Genomic DNA, 14,867 nt, shown 5'->3' with positions numbered 1-14,867 from the left:
ATGTGGTTCTGGGGGGCGTCTTGACGTCACGGACCGGGGCGATGGACTCCGGGCGCCGACCGAGTTGTTGCTGCCCCCGACCCGCCCCCGGGTGCTCGGTTCGACAGGCCCAGGTGAACGATGCCGCGGCCCTGGGGACATTCGGGCAGCTTCCCCGGCTCGCACAGGGGTCGTTCGGCCATGACGGGGTGAAGGAGCCCGGCACCACCCGCGGGCCGTGGCTCAGTTCACGGTGAGGATGGCGGAGTCGTTGCGGCTGTCCGGATCGAAGGCGGGCCGGATCCGGGCCCCAGACCAGCTGGACACCGCCCTTGGCGTGCGTGACCACGTCGTCGACCCGGAGGGTCAGGGTCCGCGAAGTCCTCTTTAGGTTCCGGCCGGTTGCTCGTCCGGCCTGCACGCTGGACGGGATCGGGCTATGCGTCGGGGCGCTCGCGTAGGTCGGCGAAGAACCGCAGCCGGACGCCCGGCTCGCCTGGATCTCTGGTCGTCCGGTCTGCCGGTGCCGCATCGTTCGGTGAGCAGGTCCTGGATGGCGAAGGCTGTCGCGTCGTCGGCGGCTGCGATCTCCACCACCGCCAGGCCCGGCTCTGCCACGTGTGCGTCAAGGCTTGCTCTCATGCCCGGCATGACGCTTTGGCGCTGCCGGCAGTTCTCCGTCCCAGGGAGCATCACCCCACCGTGTGCTTCCGCGCGCAGTTTGATGATTGTCAACGGGCACCGGCGCCTTGATGTGCGTTCTAGGATGCGCGAAGGCTGAGGTCCCGGCGCCAACGGGCTGCTGGTCCACAGTTACAGCCCGGTCCCGTAACGCTCTGGCGGGGCCGGGCTGACCACTTCTCGGCGCTGCCCGGGCTGGCCAGGTTCGCGGGGGAACAGAGGAGGGGCCCGGCTGCGCCGGACCCCTCCTCACTCGGTGGGATTCAACCCGAGGCTCTCGAAGGCCTCGGACTTCCACTCTGCGATGTTCGTGTCAGCCGCGGACGATGTTCTCGGCCTGGGGACCCTTCTGGCCCTGGCCTACGTCGAACGTGACCTTCTCGCCCTCAAGGAGCTCCCGGAAGCCGTTGCCGGAGATGTTGGAGTAGTGGGCGAAGACGTCCGGTCCGCCGCCCTCCTGCTCGATGAAGCCGAAGCCCTTTTCGGCGTTGAACCACTTCACGGTGCCGCTGGCCATGCTGACGTCCTTCAAATCCTGCCGGAATTCCCGGCTCGTCTGGGTGCAGGCCCGTCCTCGACCGGACGGTGCCCGGCGTCCGTTCTACCCTGCCGGCGGCTCAGGTACCCGGCTTTGCGTGCGGCGTAGCGTGCCGCGTGCCCAGCCTGGCACCTGACCCGATCCGTGCTCCGCGGTGCCCCGCAGGACACCGGGAGCCGGGGGTCACTTGCCCTTGGCGGCTTCCTTGAGCTTGGAGCCGGCGGAGACCTTCACGCTGTATCCGGCCGGGATCTCCAGCGGCTCGCCGGTCTGCGGGTTGCGCGCCGTGCGTGCGGCCCGATGGGTGCGCTCGAAGCTGAGGAAGCCCGGGATCGTCACCTTCTCGTCGCCCTTGGCGACGACATCGCCGACGCTTTCGGCGAGGGCGGTCAGCACGGCATCGGCGTCCTTGCGGGTCACCTGGGCGCGCTCCGCCAGCGCAGTCACCAGTTCGCTCCGGTTCATTGCTTTGCTCCATATTCCTGGATGACCCCGGTCTGCGGCGTGCAGGCGGGACGAGCCGACCATGCTGCCATCGGCCACTGACAGTGCGATCCTCGGGGCGAAGTAGCAGTATCAATGTCACGCATAAGAGCTCGTAACAGGATCTTGGTGAGATGTCCTGGTCGGGCGTGACCGGTGTGACGATTCGGCCGTTCGTGATGCTGTGAGTACTCGGCCGTGGATCGTGGACGACGACTTGTGGGCACTGATCGAGCCGCTGCTGCCACCCTGGCCCGAGAAGTCACCGGGGCCACGACCGGTGGCTGACCGACACTGTTTGCAGGGCATCCTGTACGTCCTCTACAACGACATAGCCTGGCAACTCCTGCCGCTGGAGCTGGGGTTCGGCTCCGGGCAGACCTGCTGGCGACGCCTGGAACGTTGGCAGCAGGCAGGGGTCTTCGACCAGCTACACCGGATCCTGCTGGCCGAACTGAACGCGGCCGGCCGCCTTGACTGGTCGAGGGCCTGCGTGGACGGCTCTCACATCCGCGCGAAAAAGGGGGCTCCAGCACCGGTCCGTCGCCGGTCGACCGGCGGAAGACGGGCAGCAAACACCACTTGATCTGCGACGGACGAGGCACTCCGCTCAAGGTCATCACGACCGCGGCAAACGTCAACGACGTCACCCAGACCCTCGCCCTGGTCGACGGCATCCCGCCCGTCGCGGGCCGCCCCGGCCGTCCCCGCAGACGCCCCGAGGCCCTGCTCGGCGACAAGGGCTACGACTCCAACGCCAACCGCGACGAGCTGCACAAACGCCGGATCCTGCCGGTCATCTCCCGCAAGGGGCCCCGAACATCCAGGGCCTGGGCAAGCTCCGCTACGTCGTCGAGCAGAACTTCGCCCTGCTCCACCACTTCAAAAGACTCGCCGTCCGCTGGGAACGACGCACCGAACTCCACGATGCCTTCGTATCCCTGGCCTGCAGCCTCATCTGCTGGAGACGTCTCAACAGGCCCGAATCATGACGGTTCAGAAGGGCAGCGGTTCGGCGTCCAGTGACTCGGTGTATCCCAGGGCCCACCGTCCGGGAACGGTCTCGCAGATCGCCTCCAGGTCGGCCCGGGTCCGGCCCCGAACGTGCAGCCAGCTGTGGGCGCCCAAGCCGTCCTGGCGTAGCAACTGTCCCGGGGCGGAGAACCAAGGCACTGGAAAGTCCTCCGGACCCGTCCACATCGGATAGTCGGGCAACGCGACCCGCTGGAAGCGTTCGGGCACCACCCCAAGCAGGTCCGCCGGCAGCTCGCACGCGTTGTACAGCCGACCTCCACCGCCGAACAGTGCCTCGCTCAGTACAAGCTCGACGCATGCCAGAGACACCCGGTCCAAGAACGGCACCCAGCCGTGCCGCGCCTGGACGAGCACCGGCGGATCGTCCTGATCAAGGTCGCGCAGGCGCACGCCCCAGAAGGCGCAGCCCTGTCGACGATCAAGTTTTTCGGCTCTGGCGACGATCACGTGATGTTCTCTGGCCGACGCGTCGCGGCGCACTTGTGTTCGATATTACCGACCGCAGGAGCTCGAATACCGGCTCTGAACTGCGACGATTCATAGACTACGTGTCCGTGACGGGGAGTTGGGGTCGTTGCTGTAGCTCGTCCGGGTGGTCTCGTGAGGCGGCCCGTCCACCGGGACGGGGGGCGGGCCGTGAGGTCGTCAGCGGGACAGGACCACGTTGCGGATTCCGGGTTGCCCTAGGCTTCCCGGGCTGCCGAGGTGAGGGACATGTCCGCGTAGCGGTCGCCCGCCACCTGGCCGGCGATCGGCTCGAGGAGCGCTAGCTCCTCGGCGGTCAGCGTGATCCGGGTGGCTGCGGCGTTCTCCAGGAGGCGGCTGGGCTTGCGTGTCCCGGGGATCGGCACCACGGTCAGGCCGTGCGCCTGCGCCCGCTGCTGCAACCAGGCCAGGGCGATCTGCGCCGTGGTGGCGCCACGGTCGGCCGCGATCTTGTGCAAGGGTTCCAGGAGCGCGGCGTTCGCCTTGGCGTTGTCGCCGCTGAAGCGCGGCATCTGCTGCCGGAAGTCGCTGCTGGAGAGGTCTTTGCTCGCGTCGGTAAAGGCACCGGTCAGAAAGCCCCGGCCGAGCGGCGAGTACGGCACGAAGGCGACCCCGAGCGCGGCGGCCGCGCCCACCACGCTGCGCTCGACGTCCCGGCTGAAGACCGACCACTCCGTCTGCAGGGCGCTGATCGGGTGCACGGCGTGCGCCTCGCGCAGCTCGGCACCGGTGACCTCACTCAGCCCGAGGTGCTTGACCTTGCCTTCCCGTACCAGTTCGGCCATGGCGCCGACAGACTCGACGAGCGGGACGGCGGGGTCGCGGCGGTGCATGTAGTAGAGGTCGATGACCTCGACGTTCAGACGGCGCAGACTCGCCTCGACGGCCTTCTTGATGTAGGCGGGATCGTTGCGGATAGCCCGGTAGCTCGGGTCGTCGGCACGGTACTCGATGCCGAACTTGGTGGCCAGAGTGATCTCGTCGCGGTGCGCGGCGACGAACGGCGCGAGGAACTCCTCGTTGGCACCAACGCCGTACATGTCGGCGGTATCGATGAGGGTGACGCCCGCCTCGACGGTGGCCTCCAGCGTGTCGCGGGCCGCCGCGTCGTCCGTCTGTCCGTAGGCGACACTGATGCCCATGGCACCGAAGCCCTGGACGCCGACGAGGGGGCCGCCGTTGCCCAGCTCGACCTTGCGGATCTGTTCGATGGCATTGCTCATGAAGGCGCTCAGGCCCTTTCCGACGCCCGGCGGGCGCCCGCAAAAAAGTCGATCTTGGAGTCGAGTACGGCGACGGTGTCCTGCAGCTCCGCGATGCGCGCCACGACCTCGCGCCGGGTCTGTTCCAGAATTTCCCGCCGTTCGTCGAAGGTGACCTCGCCCCGGCGGACCAGCTCCGCGAAGCGGACCATGTCGGCGATCGGCATCCCGGTCAGCCGCAGCTTGCCCACGAAGGAGAGCCAGTCCAGGTCCCTGTTGTCGAAGCGGCGCTGGCCGCTGTGCGACCGCTCCACCTCCGGCATCAGACCGATCTGCTCGTACCAGCGCAGGGTAGGCGCGTTGAGCCCGGTGTACGCCGCGACCTCGCTGATCGTGTAGCGGTCCTGGCCGTCGGGTCGCGGATGGGCCGACCCCACGGGCACGCAAGCGTCCATGGGCGGGGACTTCACGGGAGTGCTGTCGATCACCGTCATGCCGACCACGCTAGAACCTTCAAGTGCACTTGAAGCAAGTGCACTCCGCGCAGACGCCTCCTGGGCCGGGCGCCGCTACGGAGGGGCTGCGGGATTTTAATCAGGCGATGATCCCGGGGCGATGAGGGCTTCGAGGTCGGCGATGCGCCGGTCCTGGAAGCGGAGGTTGGAGCGGGCGGCCTTGAGCCGTTCGTCGAGGGTGCGGTTGTCGGCCGTCAGCTGGCGGATGCGCTGTTTGAGGGTGGTGTTCTCGGTGGTGGTCCGCTGGATGGCCTCCTCGGTCCATTCGGCCTGCAAGTCGCGGATCCGGCCGAGCAGTTCGCCAATGCGGGTGCGTTGGGTGAGGATCTCGGCGTGGGCGGCCTTGAGGGCTTCCTCGGCGTTCAGGGCGCGTTCGCGCCAGGTCGCCTCGCGCCCGTCGTCCTGCTCAGCGAGCATGCGGGATTGGCGTTCACCAGCCTGAGCCGTCGCTGCGGCGACCGCGGACCTGGCCTCGGTGTTGTCGTAGAGGAAGGTACGTGAGACGTCCGCGCGGCGGGCGACGGCGGCGACACTGATCTGGCCTTTCTCGCGTCGGAGCCGGGCGATGGCCTGGTGGACGCGCTCCAGGGCGGCTTCGGTCTTGCGTCGGCGGGCGGCCAGGGCCGCCGCGGTGCGGGGTTCGGGAACGGTAGCGGTGTTCATGCAACTTCCTGTTCAGAGGTCGTTTCCTCCCGTTTTTTATCCAGGAATTTGGTGTTTGATCTGGGGTGTCGGGTCGCGCCAGGAGATGGTGTTCTCGCTGGTGAGGCGGCGGGCCATCAGGTCGGTCATGGCAATGTGGATCACGGCTTCGGAGCGGGTGGGCAGGGTCTCGTAGTCGCGGGCCAGGCGGCGGTGCAGCATGAGCCAGCCGTAGGTCCGTTCGACCGCCCACCGCTTCGGCAGGGGGGTGAAACCCCTGGTTCCGGGCTTGCGGGCGGTGATTTCCATGTCGATGCCGAGGGTGGCGGCATGCTCGACGAGGTGCTGGCGGTAGCCGCCGTCGACCCACACCTTGCGGATGTGAGGGTGGTCAGCGGCGACCTGGTCCAGGAGCCGGGCACCGGCGGTGGAGTCCTGCACGCTTGCCGCAGTGACCACCACGGCAAGCAAGAGCCCAAGTGTGTCGGTGACGATGTTCCGCTTCCTGCCCACGATCTTCTTCCCGGCGTCGATGCCCTGGCCGGCGGCGGGGACGCTGGTAGAGGTCTTGACGCTCTGCGCGTCGATGACACAGGCCGACGGCTCGGCGTCCCGCCCTTCCTTCTCTCGTAGGAGCCGCCGGAGCAGGCCGTTGAGCTGGGCGAACACACCCTCGTCGGCCCACTTGGCGAAGTAGCCGTAGACCGTGTTCCAGTGCGGAAAGTCGTGCGGGAGGTAGCGCCACTGAACGCCGGTGCGGTCCACGTACAAGATCGCGTCCATGATGTCGCGCAGGTCGTGTTCCGGTGGCCGGCCGAAGTCCAGGGCTCTGCCGCGGCGCTCGAAGCGCCAGGCCGTAAGGACCGGCTCGATCAACTCCCAGCGGGCGTCGGACAGATCACTCGGGTACGGGCGTCGCGGCGGCATGCTTCCGGCGTACCGCCGCAGCCCGAGTGCGCCCAGGCGCACAGCGATGAAATCGGAAGCACGCGACCTCGAAGGCCGGGCATCCTGGGATGAGACAGGCACAAGCCACTTCCCACCCCACCTGACCAGCAAGAACCAACCCGCATCTCCAGCAGCACGAGCACCACAACCCGGCAGTCTGGAAATCGCTGAATACACGGGCAGTCCAGGTGAAAACGACCTCTGAAAGAGCGTTTTGTCCCGCCGGGGTTGTTTGGCGTCGATTCGCAGACCGAGCCGGTATGGGACTCTCGGGGCAGACGTGCCTGATGCGGGGCAAGGGATTCGTGTCGTCGTTCGGCGACCCGTTTCATTGCCTCTGCTCCTGTCTGATCCCAACGCGCCCCCGGTTGACCTCGTTTGCGCCCTGGAGAGGCGGCCTGCTCGACGGTACTACCGAAACATGACGCGACACCGCCCGTATCCCAGCGACCTCTCCGATGCGCGCTGGGAACTGATCGGGCCCATCCTCACCACGTGGCGGGCCGAGCGCAGAGGCAAGGGTCTCGACATCGGTCGCCCGCCCGAGCATGACCTGCGCCGCCTCATGGACGCCATCCTCTACGTCGACCGCACCGGCATTGCCTGGCGTTACCTGCCCCACGACTTCCCGCCATGGGAAACGGTCCACGGCTACTTCGCCGCCTGGCAAAAAGAAGGCATCTTCGACCAACTCAACGGTCTCCAGCGGCGCCTGGTCCGGGAAGCCGAAGGCCGCGACGGCGAGCCAACCGCCTGCGTGCTGGACGCGCAGAGCGTGAAGACCTCAGCGAACGCGCCCGCGGCCGGCCAGGGCATCGATGCCGGCAAGAAAATCGCAGGCCGCAAGCGCCATATCGGGGTGGACACCCTCGGCCTGCTCCTGGCCGTCTGGGTCACCGCGGCGAGTGTCTCCGACAACGCCGGCGGCATGTACCTGATGTCCCACATCGCCGCCACGAACCCCCGCGTGACCAAAGCATGGGCCGACACCGGCTACCGCACCAAAGCCGTCGACCACGGCGCCCGCCTCGGCATCGACGTGGAAGTCGTCCAACGCGACCCGGGCGCCAAAGGATTCAGGGTGATTCCGCGACGCTGGGTCGTCGAGCGCACCTTCGGCTGGCTCATGCATCACCGCCGACTCGCCCGCGACTACGAAACCCACCCCCACCGCTCCGAAGCCATAATCCACGCCGCGATGATCGACCTCATAAGCCGCAGACTCACCCGCGAATCCACCCCGAACTGGCGCGACACCTGAACCTCGAACCAAACAACCTCGCCGGGACAAAACGCTCTTTGAGAGGCTGTTTTTGATCCTCAAGTGTGAGGACGCGGGACCGTCGAGCACATCCACAATGCTGGCTGACCCTCCGAGGAGAAGAACGAGGCATGCCGGACGGGTGGCTCAGGTGTGCTCGGATACCAGCATGGCTCGCGTGCCGGGTTCGAGGGCCTGGAAGATGTGCGGCACATCGGCCGGATAGGCGATGTAGTCGCCGGGGTGGAGTTCAACTGGTTGGTCCGCCGTGCCGACAAGTGCCCGGCCTGTACCGATAACGACGTGCTCCGCGACTCCTGGAGTGTGGGGCTCGGACAGGCGCTGATTTCCGGGCTCTGCCGTGACGGAGTAGATGTCGCGGCGGGCGTTGGGTGGGCAGGCGGCCAGAAGGGTGGCCCGGTAGTCGGCTTGTGAGGAAGCGACCGTTGGGCCCTCGCCAGCTCGGATCACCTGGACCTGGAGTCGAGGTGGGTCGAGCAGTCGCGAGAAGGGGGCGTCCAGCGCAACGCACAGCGCCCAAAGCGTCTCCAGGCTGGGATTTCCCATTCCTGACTCCAGCTGGGAGAGGGTGGATTTCGCGATCCCGGCCCGGCGGGCGACCTCGGTGAGGGATAGTCCGGCGCGACCGCGTTCCCTGCGCAGCGAGGCGGCGACGACCTTTAGCGGTGCCTTCGAGGAGGATGCGGGGTCTTCTGCCATGTGTTCGCTCCAGCGACCGCTTGTTTTCTATACCGAACGAGTTCACTATAGCGCCCATGCGTTCGTTTTGGAGAACACTCGATCGGGGCATGCAACGAGACATCGCGCTGGTATGCCTAGCTGTGGGTGCCATCGGTTTGTCGTACGGCGCGATCGCGGTCGCCTCTGGATTCCCGCTCTGGCTGCCGGTGTTGATGGGTGCCCTCGTCCTCGCCGCGTCCTCGGAGTTCCTGTTCATAGGGATCATCGCGGCCGGTGGCAGCCCCATCGCCGCCGTGCTCGCCGGGCTTCTGGTCAACGCACGCCACCTGCCGTTCGGTTTGGCAGTCTCCGAGGTCGTGGGCGACGGCTGGCGAAGGATCATCGGCACGCATCTGATGAACGACGAGACCGTCGTCTTCGCTCTCGCTCAATCCGGGCTCAAGCGCAAGCGTGCCGTCTACTGGGCCTGCGGACTTGGGATCCTGATCTGCTGGCCGACTGGAGCACTCCTGGGTGCTCTGCTCGGCTCCGCCGTGCACGACACCGGTGCACTCGGTCTCGACGCGATGTTCCCAGCCGTACTCCTGGCCTTGATCCTTCCGGCCCTTCGCCAACGCAGCTATCGGCGGCCTGCCCTCACCGGGGCTGCGCTGGCCTTTGCCACCACTGCGTTCCTGCCGGCTGGCCTTCCCGTACTCCTGGCCCTGGCCGGACTGAGCTGCCCCTCCAAGCTCAAGGAGACCTCTCGATGAACGACCCGACGCAGCTCGTCGGTGCAATGCTCACCTTGGCCGCCGGAACCTTCGCCCTCCGTCTCGCCGGGCCGCTGTTGCGCACTCGGATCAACATTCAGCCCCGGGCCGAGCAGGTGCTTGAGACCTCAGCCGTGGTGCTGCTGACCGCCCTGGTGGCCACCACGACGCTGTTCGAAGGCCACGGCTTCGCCGGCGTCGCCCGTCCCGTTGGAGTGCTGGTCGCGGGTGTACTCGCCTGGCGTCAAGCACCGTTCCTGGTCGTCATCCTCGCTGCTGCCTGCACCACGGCAGTCCTGCGCCTGCTCGGCATCTCCTGACCGCCATCGTCTCGCGTGATGCTGCGGGATGCCGTCGCGGCCAAGGCGGTTGGTATCCCTGAACGGGAGGTCCGCAGGCCGGGGGTGGAGCCGGAACGAGCCTGCTCGGGCTGATCAAGCACCTGACGGCGGTCGAGCTCGACTGGTTCGCATGGGCTCACGCCGGCACCGGGACCGAGCGGTGGGACGACGCGGTGCCGATCGCTGACGGCGAGACGGTGCACGGCATGCTGGACGCCTATCGGGACGCGGTCGCGAGAAGCAACAAGATCGCCACGGCGTGCCAGGATCTGGACCGGCCCGGAGTCCGCTCACTGCGCGAGACGCCTCCACCGTCGATGCGCTGGGTCCTGGTGCACATGATTGAGGAGACCTCGCGGCACGCCGGCCACGCTGACATTCTGCGCGAGCAGATGGACGGTAGTACAGGGCGCTAACGCCCGCCTCCGAGGGGTAACAATTGATGTTGCGTGGGGACGCATGGCGCTTGCATCATCCCTGGATGGACGACACACCAAACACGTTCCCAACTGCTCTGCCTGCGTTGCGCGTTGCGGCGCGCGAGGCGGGCTTCACCGTGTCGTGTGAGGAGCGAACCGGCAACTTGCTGGCCGTACTCGCGGCTGCCCGGCCGGGTGGCCGCATTCTCGAACTCGGCACGGGTGTGGGCGAAGGCACCGCTTGGCTCCTGAGCGGGATGGACGGAGCCTCTCGTCTGGTCACGGTTGAACTCGACGCTGCTGTCCAGACGGTTGCCCGCGGGCAGTTGGGGTCTGACCTGAGGGTGACCTTTGTGGCCGGAGATGGCGGCGAATGGCTGGAAGGCTATGACGGGGAGCCCTTCGACTTGGTGTTCGCGGATACGTGGCCTGGCAAATTCACCCACCTTGAACGAGCCTTGGAACTCGTAGCACCTGGAGGGACCTACCTGATCGACGACCTGTTCCCGCAGCCAGGGTGGCCAGAGGCCCACGAGGCCTCTGTGAAACGTTTGCTGGCCGAACTGGAAGGACGTCACGATTTCCGATCCGTCCGGCTGGCATGGGCAAGCGGGCTTGCCATGGCTGTGCGGGGTGCATCGGAGTCAACGGCCTCTTCATGATGCGGCCTACGCCAGCGATCAGCCGGAGGGCTTGGGCTTCTTGGTCCAGGCGTCCGCGGAGTGGTTCTTGCGGGTCAGGCGCCGACTCATCACCGTAATGAGTGCCCAGTTCAAGTGAGCTTCGGAGTGCTGGGGCAGGCGTTCGTAGTCGCGGACGTTGCGGCGGGCGTTCATGATCCAGCCAAGTGTCCGCTCGACCTTCCAGCGGCGGGGCAGGACGACGAAGCCCTTGGTGCCCTTCGGCCGGGAGACGATGCGCAAGGTGATCCAGAGGCGTTCGCGGGCCCAGTCCACGAGTTCGCCGGCGTATCCGCGGTCGGCCCACACCTGGGTGATCTGCGGCTGGGTGAGACGGAGTCGCCAGAACACGTCCCGCGCGGCGTCACGGTCCTGGAGGTCAGCGGGCGTCACCGTGATCATCACCGGCAGGCCGAGCGTGTCCACCGTGATATGTCGTTTGCGCCCGTTGATCTTTTTCGCGGCGTCGTAGCCGCGGCTGTTCAGTCCGACAGTGGAGGCACCCTTAACGGACTGGGAGTCGACGATCAGCGTCACCGGGTGGGGGCAGCGGCCCTTGCCGGTACGGATCCGGCGGCGGAGCTGGTCACGGATGTAGGTAACCACCCCAGCCCGGTTCCACCTCCAGAAAAACCCATAAACCGTCTCCCACGGGGGGAAATCCGCGGGCAGAGCCCGCCACTTCGCACCATTGTCGACGATGTAGCGGATGCCGTCGACGATCTCCCGCCGTGGCCACTTCTCCGGGTGTCCGCCGGTCTTGGTCTGGCAGGTCGGGACCGGCAGGAGAGGCTCCAGCAGGGCCCACTCGGCAACGGAGGTGTCGGACGGGTAGCGGTGGCGACGGGCAGCGGCAGGCATGGCGGGCTCGGCAGACGGGGTGACCGGCGGTGAACGGGGGACTATTTGGAGAGCTGAGCGAGGGTGGCACGGACGCCGGTGAGCTGGGCGGTGGCGAGCTGGGCCCATTCGTCGTCGGGGTAGCGAGCCAAGTGCGGGTCGAGCGTGCCCGTGATCACCCGGGTGAGCCGGCCGAGGATCTGCCGGAACTGCCGCTTGTCGTACTCGATCCAGTCGACGGGGTCGTCAGAGAACATGTAGCCGTCCCTGCGGGTCCACGTGATCGGGGTCAGGTTCTCGGCGGCAACGACGTCGCGGACGTGCCTCACCCCGCGGCCGACCTGTGAGCGGGTGAGGCGGGTGGCGGCCATGAGCTGATAGGTGTGCAGGCCCGCTGGCCTGGCTTCCATCAGGGCGACGCGGACCAGGTCGCCGTAGTGCTCGGCCAGCGGCCGCGCCTCCCGGCGTCGCGGCATGGCCTACTCGCCCTTAAGGAGCTGGACCAGCTGCTCGTCCAGGGTGAACTCGCCGTTGTCGAGGGCGCCTTCGAGCCAGTCCGCCGCGGCGCGGACCCGGCCGATCTGCCGGCGGACGGTTTCACGCTCGTCCTCGGTGAACTCCTGCCCGCGCAGCTGCGGGACCAGTCGGCCGAGGGTGGCCACGAAGCTGTGGCAGGAGCCGACCAGGTCGAGGTACTCGATGGTGTGCTCCACTGCGCGGACCGCCGGGGTCCGTTCACGGATCCGGTCGCGCGTCTCGGCGGAGTTGTCGAACTGGGCGCGGTTGACCAGCATCCTGGTGGTGTCGTCCCGCATCGTCGTCCGGGCGGCGCAGCAGACCAGTGGTGACCTCCTTCGCGACGGTGTCGTCCCTGGTCAGCTCCGTTACGACCCGGACCTTCTCGGCGGGGGTGACGTGCTCGGTCACCGCCGGCCGCTTCAGCAGGTCGGTGGCGACCTGGGCGGCGACCTCGTCGTCGCGGGTCAGGTCGGCGACGGCCTGGACCTTCTCATCCACCGTGACAGGCCGCTCGACCCGATGCCCAACGACCCGCTTCGCGCCATCAGGCGTCCACTGCCGGGCGCCGGTGCGCGGGTTGAACGGCGCGTCTTCGATCGCCGCCCACCGCTCGTCCTCGTCCACGACCGAGGCCAGGATGCGGTGAACGGTGAACGACACGCCCTCCTTGCGACGCTCCTTCGGCCACCGGTTGGCGGTGTACCGCCAGTCCTCCGCCGTCCGGCGCTCGACGCCGATGTCGTCCGCGAACAGCTGCAACGACTCCGTGACGGTGAACAGGTCGTCCGTGCCGTTCGACATGGACCCACCCACCGGACGCATCGGCTCGATCTCCAGCGCCATGTCACCCAAGGCAAACTGAGCGCGGGCGACCTGCGCGATCAGCTCCTTCGCCTGGGTGACGAGCTGTTCGTAACGCTGCCGGGTGACGTTCCCGATCCGGTCGGTCACGTCGGTCATGATGACCACCGCCCTCACCCAGGTCCGGCCCGGTCACCACGATGTGACCGGTCAAAGAGGCGCCGGCCCCGGTCACCGTCCACGGTGTCGCGGGCGCGACACGCCGGGGCAGAACGTGAACCGGGGGCGCTCGGAGCACCGGACAGCAACCTGCAACACCCCTGCAAATCAGGGGTGTTCGAGGTGCTCGCGAGGCGTTCGGCTACGGCATTTCCGCAACGCCGTTCCGTGACGCCCGCCGCTGACGGCAGGCCCCCACCCGGCAGCGGTCCGAGCAGTACACCGCTGCCCTCGACCGCTCCACCCCCACCGTCCACGACCTGCCACAAACCGGGCACTCCGCTTGCTCACCCCGCTGCATCGCGATGACCCGCTGCCGGGTCCGCTGAAGCCTCCGCCACCGCTGTGACCTGCACCGACCCGAGCAGAACACCGCCTCTGCCGCCATCGTCTGCGGCAGAGGATCACCGCACTCCCGGCAGTACCGCCGAGCCGTTCCGTCAGCCCCCACAACCCAGATCATCCAGCCGTACGCATCTCTACGGCCAGGGATCAAAAACACCTACTGAGGGCCCTTGCGGCCGACGTGCCGGGTGTCGGAGGAAGGACGGTCGGGGTCGTGGTACTCGACGCGGGTGACCCGGCGGTCGAACCGGACCGTGTCGCGCACCTGCGCCAGCAGCGCGTCCGGCAGCACCGCCGTGCCGCCCTCCAGTTCCCAGAAGGCGGTGTCGGGGCTGATGAGGGAGGAGCCGATGAAGCTGTGGATGAACGACAGGGGCAGGCGTGACGTGAGGTTCTCCAGGGTGCCGATCAGGTCGACCGTGCGCTCGTCCAGCCCCGCGTGCTCGGTCAGGAAGCGGAACATCGACCAGTCGCCGAACCGCTGGATGACCCTGGCCCAGCCCTGCACCCGTTCCGGCAGCGGCTTGTCGACCCGCTTGCCGCCGGCGTCCACGGTGCTGAACTCGTCGCGCACCGGGCCCAGCACCGACCGAAGGATGGCCGCGGCGGGAGTGTCCCAGCGGGCGCGCGGCACGCCGAAGGACCGGTTGATGCGGCGGGGCGCGCGGGCGTAGTCCACGCGCCGCATCCGGATGCCGTTGACGTGAATCCAGGTGCGGTTGGCGGGCCGGCCGTCACCGTCGATGTCAATGTAGTGGAAGCGCCGCTTCTTCAGGTTCAGTTGGTCGATCAGACCCATCACCAGCGGGTGGCTGGCGGGCAGGCGCATGGCACCCGCCTCGGCGTACTGGAGGGGGTCGGCGAAGGGCTGTGCCGCCCGTTCGTGGCCGCCGCGGCGGAAGGTCTTGATACGTCCGCCCGCCCGGTTGCCGTTCGCCTCAAGAACGGTCACGTGGTGGCCCGCCCGCTTCAGCAGCAACGCCGTCACCAGACCGGCCGGGCCGGCCCCGACGACGAGGACCTTCTTGGGCGTGGCCGTCCGCTGAGCGGGCAGTCCGTCCTTGAGCACGCGCTCGTAGCGTGGGACCAAGGGGCGGTCTTGGTCGTCCACGACCAGAAGGGCCCGGGCCACAGTCAGGCACCTGTCGAAGTCCGCGCCCCGGGTGGGTGCCGGTGCGGCCGGGACGGCCTGTACGGGCATCGCCCCGGCAGGCGTGCCCTGGCCAGCGTCGTGGCCGCCGCAGCCGTTCCCGCTGCCGTTGTGAAGCTGCGCCTGGTCAGGCCTGAACCTGCCACGACGGCCTTGTGATCTTCAGTCATGACGCACTTGTACCGGTCGGCCGACCCCACCCGCCCACCTGCGCCTCGGCGTTGCCCCGAACGAGCGATGCCGAGGTCAAACCGCTGACGCACAGTCGGACATCCGCGGAGCGGCACCTTCGGCGACGTCCCCGAAGGGATGAAAGACAGACGGTGACC

The 14,867-nt window shown here is 67.8% G+C and carries 15 protein-coding genes and 4 pseudogenes; 6 read left to right on the top strand and 13 right to left on the bottom strand.

Translation table 11 applies throughout. The features are described from left to right. Positions 1 to 416 precede the first annotated feature (416 nt). From ACFZDJ_RS54200 to ACFZDJ_RS54190, 3 genes and pseudogenes are all read right to left on the bottom strand, one after another. Positions 417 to 621: pseudogene (locus ACFZDJ_RS54200) on the bottom strand (DUF6207 family protein). Positions 622 to 973: 352 nt separating this feature from the next. After that, a complete protein-coding gene (locus tag ACFZDJ_RS54195) occupies positions 974 to 1,177 on the bottom strand; it encodes a cold shock domain-containing protein (protein WP_391070637.1) in 204 nt (67 codons plus the stop codon). Positions 1,178 to 1,381: 204 nt separating this feature from the next. Beyond that, on the bottom strand, positions 1,382 to 1,663 hold the full coding sequence (locus ACFZDJ_RS54190) for an HU family DNA-binding protein (RefSeq protein WP_054230207.1): 282 nt from the start codon (positions 1,661 to 1,663) through the stop codon (positions 1,382 to 1,384). 202 nt (positions 1,664 to 1,865) lie between these two features. On the opposite strand from ACFZDJ_RS54190, the pseudogene ACFZDJ_RS54185 reads away from it, so the two are divergent. Then, positions 1,866 to 2,673 (top strand): annotated as a pseudogene (locus tag ACFZDJ_RS54185) (IS5 family transposase). 4 nt (positions 2,674 to 2,677) lie between these two features. Here the strand turns inward: ACFZDJ_RS54185 and ACFZDJ_RS54180 are convergent. From ACFZDJ_RS54180 to ACFZDJ_RS54160, 5 genes are all read right to left on the bottom strand, one after another. After that, positions 2,678 to 3,196, bottom strand: a complete 519-nt coding sequence (locus ACFZDJ_RS54180) for a hypothetical protein (RefSeq protein WP_391070635.1) — start codon at positions 3,194 to 3,196, stop codon at positions 2,678 to 2,680. A gap of 203 nt (positions 3,197 to 3,399) precedes the next feature. Further along, on the bottom strand, positions 3,400 to 4,425 hold the full coding sequence (locus ACFZDJ_RS54175; RefSeq protein ID WP_391070633.1) for an aldo/keto reductase: 1,026 nt from the start codon (positions 4,423 to 4,425) through the stop codon (positions 3,400 to 3,402). A gap of 8 nt (positions 4,426 to 4,433) precedes the next feature. Then, complete coding sequence (locus ACFZDJ_RS54170) at positions 4,434 to 4,898, bottom strand: MerR family transcriptional regulator (RefSeq protein WP_391070631.1); 465 nt, start codon at positions 4,896 to 4,898, stop codon at positions 4,434 to 4,436. A 96-nt stretch (positions 4,899 to 4,994) separates the two neighbouring features. After that, positions 4,995 to 5,582 (bottom strand): DUF6262 family protein, encoded by a 588-nt coding sequence (locus ACFZDJ_RS54165; RefSeq protein WP_391070629.1) that lies wholly within the window; start codon positions 5,580 to 5,582, stop codon positions 4,995 to 4,997. 36 nt (positions 5,583 to 5,618) lie between these two features. Next, entirely contained in the window at positions 5,619 to 6,488 is an 870-nt protein-coding gene (locus tag ACFZDJ_RS54160; protein ID WP_391070627.1) for an IS5 family transposase, read from the bottom strand. A gap of 442 nt (positions 6,489 to 6,930) precedes the next feature. Here ACFZDJ_RS54160 and ACFZDJ_RS54155 point away from each other — a divergent pair, with 442 nt between their 5' ends. Further along, positions 6,931 to 7,770, top strand: coding sequence for an IS5 family transposase (locus ACFZDJ_RS54155; RefSeq protein ID WP_391070625.1), 840 nt, complete (start codon positions 6,931 to 6,933; stop codon positions 7,768 to 7,770). Positions 7,771 to 7,917: 147 nt separating this feature from the next. Here ACFZDJ_RS54155 and ACFZDJ_RS54150 read toward each other — a convergent pair whose 3' ends face one another. Further along, positions 7,918 to 8,490 carry a helix-turn-helix domain-containing protein gene (locus ACFZDJ_RS54150; RefSeq protein ID WP_390937710.1) on the bottom strand — a complete coding sequence of 191 codons (573 nt, stop codon included), beginning with the start codon at positions 8,488 to 8,490 and terminating at the stop codon, positions 7,918 to 7,920. A gap of 89 nt (positions 8,491 to 8,579) precedes the next feature. Here ACFZDJ_RS54150 and ACFZDJ_RS54145 point away from each other — a divergent pair, with 89 nt between their 5' ends. The 4 genes from ACFZDJ_RS54145 (at position 8,580) to ACFZDJ_RS54130 (ending at position 10,646) form a co-directional block, all read left to right on the top strand. Beyond that, entirely contained in the window at positions 8,580 to 9,224 is a 645-nt protein-coding gene (locus tag ACFZDJ_RS54145; protein ID WP_390937708.1) for an AzlC family ABC transporter permease, read from the top strand. Further along, positions 9,221 to 9,544: an AzlD domain-containing protein gene (locus ACFZDJ_RS54140; protein ID WP_390937706.1), complete on the top strand. Its 324-nt coding sequence runs from the start codon at positions 9,221 to 9,223 to the stop codon at positions 9,542 to 9,544. The genes ACFZDJ_RS54145 and ACFZDJ_RS54140 overlap by 4 nt, the downstream gene beginning before the upstream one ends. A gap of 101 nt (positions 9,545 to 9,645) precedes the next feature. Then, positions 9,646 to 9,981, top strand: a complete 336-nt coding sequence (locus ACFZDJ_RS54135) for a DUF664 domain-containing protein (protein ID WP_391070641.1) — start codon at positions 9,646 to 9,648, stop codon at positions 9,979 to 9,981. Between the two features lie 65 nt (positions 9,982 to 10,046). Then, positions 10,047 to 10,646 carry a class I SAM-dependent methyltransferase gene (locus ACFZDJ_RS54130; protein WP_391070623.1) on the top strand — a complete coding sequence of 200 codons (600 nt, stop codon included), beginning with the start codon at positions 10,047 to 10,049 and terminating at the stop codon, positions 10,644 to 10,646. A gap of 18 nt (positions 10,647 to 10,664) precedes the next feature. On the opposite strand, the gene ACFZDJ_RS54125 is transcribed toward ACFZDJ_RS54130, so the two are convergent. The 4 genes and pseudogenes from ACFZDJ_RS54125 to ACFZDJ_RS54110 form a co-directional block, all read right to left on the bottom strand. Then, positions 10,665 to 11,525, bottom strand: coding sequence for an IS5 family transposase (locus ACFZDJ_RS54125; protein WP_391070622.1), 861 nt, complete (start codon positions 11,523 to 11,525; stop codon positions 10,665 to 10,667). Between the two features lie 41 nt (positions 11,526 to 11,566). Further along, positions 11,567 to 11,980 (bottom strand): hypothetical protein, encoded by a 414-nt coding sequence (locus ACFZDJ_RS54120; RefSeq protein ID WP_390937702.1) that lies wholly within the window; start codon positions 11,978 to 11,980, stop codon positions 11,567 to 11,569. Positions 11,981 to 11,983: 3 nt separating this feature from the next. Next, a pseudogene (locus ACFZDJ_RS54115) lies at positions 11,984 to 12,824 on the bottom strand (DUF6192 family protein). Between the two features lie 727 nt (positions 12,825 to 13,551). Further along, positions 13,552 to 14,708: pseudogene (locus ACFZDJ_RS54110) on the bottom strand (flavin monoamine oxidase family protein); the annotation flags it as partial. Positions 14,709 to 14,867 lie beyond the last annotated feature (159 nt).

The sequence above is a fragment of the Streptomyces sp. NPDC007896 genome, from assembly GCF_042959425.1.
In the GTDB taxonomy this organism is placed as follows: Bacteria; Actinomycetota; Actinomycetes; order Streptomycetales; family Streptomycetaceae; genus Streptomyces.
Note: the sequence above shows the minus strand (reverse complement) of the source record. Positions and strands in the feature narration are given on the sequence as shown.

Coding starts and splice junctions, on each gene's coding strand:
- ACFZDJ_RS54195 (WP_391070637.1), bottom strand. CDS start 1,177: ATGGCCAGCGGCACCGTGAAGTGGTTCAACGCCGAAAAGGGCTTCGGC.
- ACFZDJ_RS54190 (WP_054230207.1), bottom strand. CDS start 1,663: ATGAACCGGAGCGAACTGGTGACTGCGCTGGCGGAGCGCGCCCAGGTG.
- ACFZDJ_RS54175 (WP_391070633.1), bottom strand. CDS start 4,425: ATGAGCAATGCCATCGAACAGATCCGCAAGGTCGAGCTGGGCAACGGC.
- ACFZDJ_RS54170 (WP_391070631.1), bottom strand. CDS start 4,898: ATGACGGTGATCGACAGCACTCCCGTGAAGTCCCCGCCCATGGACGCT.
- ACFZDJ_RS54165 (WP_391070629.1), bottom strand. CDS start 5,582: ATGAACACCGCTACCGTTCCCGAACCCCGCACCGCGGCGGCCCTGGCC.
- ACFZDJ_RS54160 (WP_391070627.1), bottom strand. CDS start 6,488: ATGCCGCCGCGACGCCCGTACCCGAGTGATCTGTCCGACGCCCGCTGG.
- ACFZDJ_RS54155 (WP_391070625.1), top strand. CDS start 6,931: ATGACGCGACACCGCCCGTATCCCAGCGACCTCTCCGATGCGCGCTGG.
- ACFZDJ_RS54150 (WP_390937710.1), bottom strand. CDS start 8,490: ATGGCAGAAGACCCCGCATCCTCCTCGAAGGCACCGCTAAAGGTCGTC.
- ACFZDJ_RS54145 (WP_390937708.1), top strand. CDS start 8,580: ATGCAACGAGACATCGCGCTGGTATGCCTAGCTGTGGGTGCCATCGGT.
- ACFZDJ_RS54140 (WP_390937706.1), top strand. CDS start 9,221: ATGAACGACCCGACGCAGCTCGTCGGTGCAATGCTCACCTTGGCCGCC.
- ACFZDJ_RS54130 (WP_391070623.1), top strand. CDS start 10,047: ATGGACGACACACCAAACACGTTCCCAACTGCTCTGCCTGCGTTGCGC.
- ACFZDJ_RS54125 (WP_391070622.1), bottom strand. CDS start 11,525: ATGCCTGCCGCTGCCCGTCGCCACCGCTACCCGTCCGACACCTCCGTT.
- ACFZDJ_RS54120 (WP_390937702.1), bottom strand. CDS start 11,980: ATGCCGCGACGCCGGGAGGCGCGGCCGCTGGCCGAGCACTACGGCGAC.